General features: G+C 64.6%; 7 protein-coding genes and 1 pseudogene. 6 read left to right on the top strand and 2 right to left on the bottom strand.

The features are described from left to right. Nucleotides 1-291 (bottom strand): transposase (locus tag BLP62_RS12800; protein ID WP_143004375.1); only part of this gene is annotated, 291 nt, incomplete at its 3' end. Nucleotides 292-708: 417 nt separating this feature from the next. Between BLP62_RS12800 and BLP62_RS12805 the strand changes: the two genes are divergently transcribed. The 6 genes from BLP62_RS12805 (at nt 709) to BLP62_RS12835 (ending at nt 5925) form a co-directional block, all read left to right on the top strand. Then, on the top strand, nt 709-1329 hold the full coding sequence (locus BLP62_RS12805) for a 7-cyano-7-deazaguanine synthase (protein ID WP_093008682.1): 621 nt from the start codon (nt 709-711) through the stop codon (nt 1327-1329). Between the two features lie 71 nt (nt 1330-1400). Continuing rightward, nucleotides 1401-2255 (top strand): ABC transporter ATP-binding protein, encoded by an 855-nt coding sequence (locus tag BLP62_RS12810; RefSeq protein ID WP_241374318.1) that lies wholly within the window; start codon nt 1401-1403, stop codon nt 2253-2255. 824 nt (nt 2256-3079) lie between these two features. Beyond that, on the top strand, nt 3080-3733 hold the full coding sequence (locus tag BLP62_RS12820) for an ABC-2 family transporter protein (RefSeq protein ID WP_241374319.1): 654 nt from the start codon (nt 3080-3082) through the stop codon (nt 3731-3733). Between the two features lie 72 nt (nt 3734-3805). Beyond that, complete coding sequence (locus BLP62_RS12825) at nt 3806-4312, top strand: GNAT family N-acetyltransferase (protein WP_093008686.1); 507 nt, start codon at nt 3806-3808, stop codon at nt 4310-4312. Nucleotides 4313-4405: 93 nt separating this feature from the next. After that, on the top strand, nt 4406-5557 hold the full coding sequence (locus BLP62_RS12830; RefSeq protein WP_093008688.1) for a hypothetical protein: 1152 nt from the start codon (nt 4406-4408) through the stop codon (nt 5555-5557). Between the two features lie 125 nt (nt 5558-5682). Further along, the gene (locus BLP62_RS12835; RefSeq protein WP_008631141.1) at nt 5683-5925 is read left to right on the top strand and encodes an AbrB/MazE/SpoVT family DNA-binding domain-containing protein; all 243 of its coding nucleotides are present in this window, start codon (nt 5683-5685) and stop codon (nt 5923-5925) included. 633 nt (nt 5926-6558) lie between these two features. On the opposite strand, the pseudogene BLP62_RS12850 reads toward BLP62_RS12835, so the two are convergent. Continuing rightward, a pseudogene (locus BLP62_RS12850) lies at nt 6559-6846 on the bottom strand (IS1634 family transposase); the annotation flags it as partial.

Here is a 6846-nt window from a genome sequence, read left to right on the forward strand (position 1 = left end):
CCTCCCTTCTCGCTCCCGGTCCTGGCGGGCCAGGGCCTGGACGGCCTTCTCCCAAATGCCTTCCTTCTGCCACTTGCGGAAGTAGTGGTAGACGGTGGACCAGTGGGGCAGATCATGGGGCATGGCCCGCCACTTGATGCCGTTTTCCAGGACGTAAAGGATGGCGTTAACAATCTCCCTCCTCGGCACCTTGGCGGGGCGGCCGCCGGGCTTGGGGGCTGGGATGAGGGGTTCCAGGAGGGCCCACTCCGCATCGCTGAGGTCGCTGGGGTAAGATCGTCTAGAGCTCACCCCTCAAGGATACCATCCTTTTACGACAGCCTCTGATACCACCCCATGCTGGCTCGCGCCAGCATGGGGGCCCCAGCAAAAGGTCCCTAAGGAGCTTCCCTGGGCCAGTCGGGCGAAGGAAACCGGAAGAAAGGGTACGAGGCCGGGGGGACGCAGTTGGGGTCCCAGCAGGCCAAAGCGGGCCCGGAAGGCCGGGCCAGGAGGAGAAGCCAGGCCAAGAGCAAAAGCCAAAAGACTTTGCCCCTCATGCCCCCAGGGTGCCACGGGGAGGGTTACGCGGAGGGCCTGAGGTTACGCGAGGTTACGCGGGAGGCCAGGCGTGGAACCCCTTCCACGTAACCCCGCGTAATCTTCCCCCTGCTACCCTGGGGCTAACCCGGAAGGAAAGCTCCCTCCGGGTTAGAGGAGGGATAAGGCATGAAAAGGCTGGTGATGCTCAGCGGCGGTGTAGATTCCAGCGTCCTCCTGTACAAGCTCAAGAAGCAGGACAGGCTGGAAGGCCTCTTGGCGGTTTACCTGGACCTGGGTACCCCTCCCGCCGAAAGGGAGTGGAGGGCGGCGGAAAAGGTGGCTTCCCGCCTTGGTGTCCCCGTTTACCGGAACCGCGTGCCTCACTTTGAGCTTGGCGATCGTCTCTTCAGCCCACCGGAGCTGGCCTTCCCCGGGAGGGAGCAGATACGGGCCGGTTGGACAGACCCTTGTACGATGACCCCCATTACGGGATCCCTGGCGGCCAAAATGGGCGTGGAGGAAGTCTACCTGGGGGTCATCAAGGACGATTTCGCCTCTCACCCCAAGCTGGAGGCGTACCTTGCCCTCGTGGGGGAATTCTTGGAGTTCAACCAAGTCCAGCTTAAGATGCCCCTTGCGGGACTTACCAAGCAACAAGTGGTGGCCCTAGGCCTCGAGCTCGGAGTACCCCTTGAGGAGACGTGGAGCTGCGTTGCCTCGGGAGAAGCCCCGTGTGGGGTATGCGCTCCTTGCATTGCCCGTGAAGAAGCCTTCGCTCTCGCAGACGCTAAAGCCCTAGTCCGGTGATCCACCACGAGATCAAGCCCGTCGTAGAAGCTTGCGGCTTAACTGTGATCTTCCGGAGGGCAAAGGAAGAAGTGCAGGCCCTCCGGGGGGTTACGTTTAGCCTTGGCCCTGGAGAGGGCCTGGCCCTTCTGGGGGGAAACGGGGCCGGCAAGTCCACCCTGATCAAGGTTCTGGCCGGAATCCTCCTGCCTCGGGAAGGCGAGGTCCGGCTTTGGGGGCTGGACCCCTGGCGTTTCCGCACCCGGCTGGCCCAACGCTATGGGCTTGTCCTAGGTGGGCGGTCTCGTCTTTCCCCCTTGCTTTCCGTGGAGGAAAACCTCAAACTTTGGGGAGCGCTCTACGGGCTTGTCGGGGCACACGCCAAGCGCAGGATCCAGGAGGTGGCAGAGGCCCTGGACCTCAACCCTATCCTTGGGGTCGCCGCCTCCCGCCTTTCCCTGGGACAACGCAACCGTGCAGAACTGGCCCTGGCCCTCCTGCCCGAACCGGAACTCCTCCTTTTGGACGAGCCCTTTATTGGCCTAGATGCGCTAGGGCGCAAGTCGGTTTTAAATCTTCTAGAAACCCTCAAAGCCCACCGGGGTGTCACCCTCATCCTGGCATCCCACGAACTCTCGGGAGTGGAAGGGGTCCTGGAGCGAGCCCTGGTCCTGCGGCGCGGAGAGGTAGCCTTCCTGGGAGACCTTTCTGCCTTCCGAACGGGTCTAGATTTCCGCCGCGTCAAGGTGATCTTCCACGAACCTTTCCAGGAAAATCCCCCTCCAGGAGCCACGGTTTCCGAAGGTGGGTATGTTCTGGAGGCCAAGGTTTCCCCGGAGGAAATTCCAGGCTTTCTGTCGCGGATGCTGGCCCTCGGAAGGGTGCGGGAAGTCTCCGTTCAGGAACCCAGCCTAGAGGAGGTGATGGAGGTTTGGCTTCGCACCTAGCCGTCCTGGGACTTCGCCTCAGGGAGGCCTGGAGAGGCTGGCCGGGGATGGCGCTGTATCTCGGCTACACCCTCGTCGTCTACGTGGTGCTCTTTTCCCTTTGGGGAAGCCTAGAAGGGCCACCATGGATCTTAGGGTACCTCTGGGCGGCAGAGGCCCTCTACATGGGAGTGCCCAGGTTCTGGAGCCAACTTCACCAGGAGGCCCGGATGGGAGAGTTAGCCCTTCGCTTGGCCCTTCCCTATCCTTTTGTCCTCCTCAGCTTTCAGCGTTACCTAGCCACCGCCCTCCTACAGGTCCCCTTGGTGGTCGCCGTGGGGGGCGCGGTCATCTGGGCTTTGGGCCTATCCGCCTCCTTAAGCCTTTGGAGCCTTCCCGCCCTGGCTCTGGGCCTCATCCTGAACTTCCTACTGGAGCTGAGCTTCGCTTTGCTGACCTTTAGGTCCACCTCTCCCATGGCCCTTGGGGTTCTCCTGGAGATGTTACGGCTCTTAGGGGGGGCTGTAGTGTTGCCCCTGGAATTTTGGCCGCAGGGCGGAGCGCTCCTTCTACTCCAGCCTCTCGCCGCGACCTTTTACCTGCCGGCCCGGGTAGCCGCCGGAGGCGAGCCGGTTTGGCTTCTGGCTAGCCTGGGTTGGAGCCTAGTTTTCTTGGGTCTCCTGGCCCGCCTTTTCCCTCGAGCCCTGGCCACTTTGTCGGGAAGGGGGGAGGTGTAGATGGGGGCCTGGTCCCGGTGGTTTAGAGCTTGGCCACTTGTGCTACGGAGCCGTTTTCTAGAAGCATGGCAGGACCCCCTGGGGTTCTGGGCAAGCATTTTGGCCAGGGTGGTCAACAACAGCCTCTGGCTTTTGGTCTTTTACCTCTTCTTCCTGCGTTTCCCGGAGGTCCGGGGATTCCGCTTTGAGGACCTGGTACTCACTTGGGCGATGGCCTTTGGTGCCTTGGGGCTTCTACAGGCGCTTTGGGGCGGGGTGTTGGGCCTGGCTCGTTTGGCAGAAACGGGAGAGCTGGAAGTCCACCTTCCACTTCCCGTTCCTCTCTTGCCCTACCTCCTTTCCCTTCGCCTGCAGCCCACAGGCCTAGGCGACCTCCTTTGGTCCCTGAGCGTTCTGGCGTTACTCGGCGTGAACTGGTTCTACGCCCTATGTGCCCTGGTGGGCGCTTCGCTTGTGGCTCTGGGCTTCTTCCTCGCCCTGGCCTCCATGTCCCTTTGGGGCCTCAGGGTCCAGAACCTGCTTCCGGTGGCCTACGCTGGGCTCGTCCAGTTTGCCACCTGGCCGCCTAGCGTGTACAAACCCGCCATCAAGGCGCTCCTTCTCAGCCTGATCCCGGCCCTCTGGTTGGGACCGCTACCGGCAAGGGCCGTTGTTGAAGGTTCTGGTCTCGCCACGCTTTGGGGATTCGGTCTGGGATTCCTCACCCTGGGAAGCCTGGCCTTTTGGCTAGGCCTGCGCCGCTACATCGCCCCAGGAGGGTAGGAATGTTCGTGGGGGAAAGAGTCCGTTTAGATCCGGTACAGCGGGCCCATCTACAAAAAAATTATCGCGTGGATGTACAAAGAAGAGGTCATCGCACGCGCCTTCTTCGGTGACCCCTTACCCAGATCGCTAGAAGAGATGGAGGCCTGGCTCCAGCAATTGCGAAGCAACCCCCACGCCAGGGTCCTTGCCGTGGTCTACCGCGAAACAGAGGAGATCGTAGGCGAGGTCGCCCTTCAACCGATAGACTGGCGAAACCGCTCCACCTTTTTTGCCGTCATCCTAGGCGAAGAGTCTAGGCGGGGTGAAGGCTTGGGAACCGAGGCCGCGCGCCTGGCGCTTCGGTACGCCTTTGAGGGGCTAAACTTAAACCGCGTGGAAGCCAATGTGCTCAGTTCTAATGAAGCCTCTATCCGCCTGCTAAAACGGGTCGGTTTTACGTGGGAGGGGAAGCGGAGGGCCGCCGTTTGGAAATCCGGGCAGTGGGAAGACATGGAAATCTACGGGATAACGGCAAGAGAATGGTACGAAAGCCAGGAAAGTGGCTCCGGAGGGCCTAAATTGAGGGTCAGCCATTAGAGGGCGACGCGGATGCAAGGAGGTGCAGGAGGTTAAGGCCGGCGGCCGGACGCAGGAGGGCCACATGAGGTCCTTTTCTTGGAGCCTTTCAGCTTGCGGGCGAGGTACCTTTTAGCCGAGTCGTTAGGCGTCTTCGGGGGGAGCCTGGCCTTCACAGGCCTCGGGCTCCTCCTGGGCCTTGAAGGAACGACCTGGACCCTGGCCCTCTTGGCCGCTCTCCCCTACTTCACCCTGCCCCTGGACCTCCTCGCCAGCCTCCTCCTGGACCGGCTGGACCGCAGGACCCTCCTCCTCGCAGGGGTCTGGCTTAGAGCTGGGATCCTGGGCCTCTTCGCCCTCCTTCCCAAAGAACCCCTCTTCCTCCTCCCCCTGGCCTTCCTCTTCCAAGCCGTTTTGGCCCTGGACCTCCCCGCCTGGCATGCCCTCCTGGTCCGCCTGGCCCAGGGCAGGCTAGAAAGGGAAGGAGGGAGGCTTCAAGCGGCCCAGCTCCTCGGAGACGGCCTGGGGGACCTCCTGGCCCCTCCCCTCCTGCTCCTGGCCAAGCCCCTACCCTTCGCCCTGGGAGGCCTCCTCCTCGCGGGGGAGGGCCTTCTCCTCCGGGACCTCCCCGCCTACCCGCCCCCACGGGCGGCGAAGGGGGAGGGTCTTACCTTGAGGGCCCTTCTCGCGGGGCTCGCCTTCCTCCTCGAGGACAGGCGGCTCCTTCCCCTTACCCTCTACGCCCTGGCCCTGAGCTTCCTCTCCGGGCTAGCTCTGGCCCTCCTGCCCCTCCTGGCCCTGGCCCAGGAGACGCCCCCTGCCCTCTACGGCCTCTACCCCTTGGGCCTCTCCCTGGGGGGCTTCCTGGGAAGCCTCGCGGCGGGGAGGGTAGGGCCTTGCCTGGGGATTTGGGGCGGGCACGGGCTGAGGGTCTTGGGGCTTGCCCTCCTCCTCCTGCCCTTTCCTTTCGGGCCTCTTGGCGCTTTCCTTGTGGGCGGGGGCGGTGCCTTAAGCGGGGTCCACCTACGGGCCTACCGGCAGCGCCTCGCGCCGGAGGCCCTCCTGGGCCGGGTGCAGGCGGGGGCGGTAGCCCTTCTCTCCCTGGGGAGCCTCCTCGGCACCCTCCTGGCGGGGGGCTTGGGGACCCTTGGCCCCCAGGTGCCCCTCCTTACCGCCCTCCTGGGCCTCCTTCTCCTCCTGCCATTGGCCTTGGGGCCCATAGGGTGCGGGCGGCTCCTCGCCTTGAGGGAGGGGAGGTCCCCGTGAGTCTTCCCCTCCTCCTCCCCCTCGCCCCCCGGCGGGAAGGGGGTGGCGGTGAAAGGAGGCTAGGTCTCGCCGGCAAACGCGGCTTTGTGGCGCCGGAATGGGGGCCGTGGTAAAGTGAGAAGGGAATGGTAAAGTCCAGGGTAAGCAGTAAAGGGCAGATCACCCTTCCCAAGGCGATCCGGGAGGCCCTTGGCCTCCGCCCGGGAGAAGAGGTGGTCTTTGAGCTCCGGGAAGGGGGGGCCTTCCTCCGCCCCCGGCGCCGCGTACCCCTGGAAGCCCTGCTCGGGCGCCTGAAGGGCAAGCGGGGGTTCCCCGGGGAAGAGGCAGAGAGGCGGGCGCGGGAGGAGGCGTGGAGGGAAGGGGCTTGAAGCCCTACTATCTGGCTGATGCTCCGCCTCCTGACCGGGGACCCTCCGGAGCTTGCCGCCCAAGCCCTGGAGGTGTTTCGCGGGGCCGAGGAGGGGCGCTACACCCTGGCCGTCCACCCCTTGGCGGTGGCCGAGGCCTTCTACACCCTGGTCTCCTTCTACGGGGTGGGGCGGGCCGAGGCGGCGGGGGCCCTCTCGGACCTGCTGGACCGGGAGGGGGTCCTTCTGGAAGACGAGGAGGACCTCCGCCCCGCCCTGGAGGAGGCCGGGAAGGGAGGGCTCAGCCTGGTGGACGCCTTCTTGGCTCAACGCGCCCGCAGGCAAGGGGCCGGGCTCGCCACTTTGGACTTTGGACCGCAAGCTGCGAAGGCGGGCCGGGGTAGAGCTACTTCCCTAGGATTCGGCCTGTTCCTCGCCAGAGGCTACCCCCCAAGGACCCCCGCCTTCCCATCGCCCGGGCCCGGGTGGAAAGGCTCCGCCGGGAGTACGGGGTGTGAGGCCGGGGGGACGCAGTTGGGGTCCCAGCAGGCCAAAGCGGGCCCGGAAGGCCGGGCCAGGAGGAAGAGCCAGGCCAAGAGCAAAAGCCAAAAGACTTTGCCCCTCATGCCCCCAGGCCCACATTCCGCACCCCCTTTACTCCAGCAGGTAATATCGCCCGGCCCCCAGGAGGCGCACCGCGGTCTCGTGATGGGGCGCCAGGTTGAGAACCAGCCACTTGCCCCCCAGCTCCACCAGGCGGACCCACATGAACAGTTGAAACACCCAGCGCAAGGTGGGCTTGGCTGTGGGTCTCCCCTTCTGGTCCGGCAGGCTGGACCCCGTCTCCCAAAGCCTCCGCCTCAGCGCCCACTCCCCCAGGGCGTACACCAAAAGGGCCAGGGCCATCACCATCCCCAGGGCCATCACCCGCTCGGGCCGCTT

It is taken from the genome of Thermus arciformis (assembly GCF_900102145.1).
In the GTDB taxonomy this organism is placed as follows: Bacteria; Deinococcota; Deinococci; order Deinococcales; family Thermaceae; genus Thermus; species Thermus arciformis.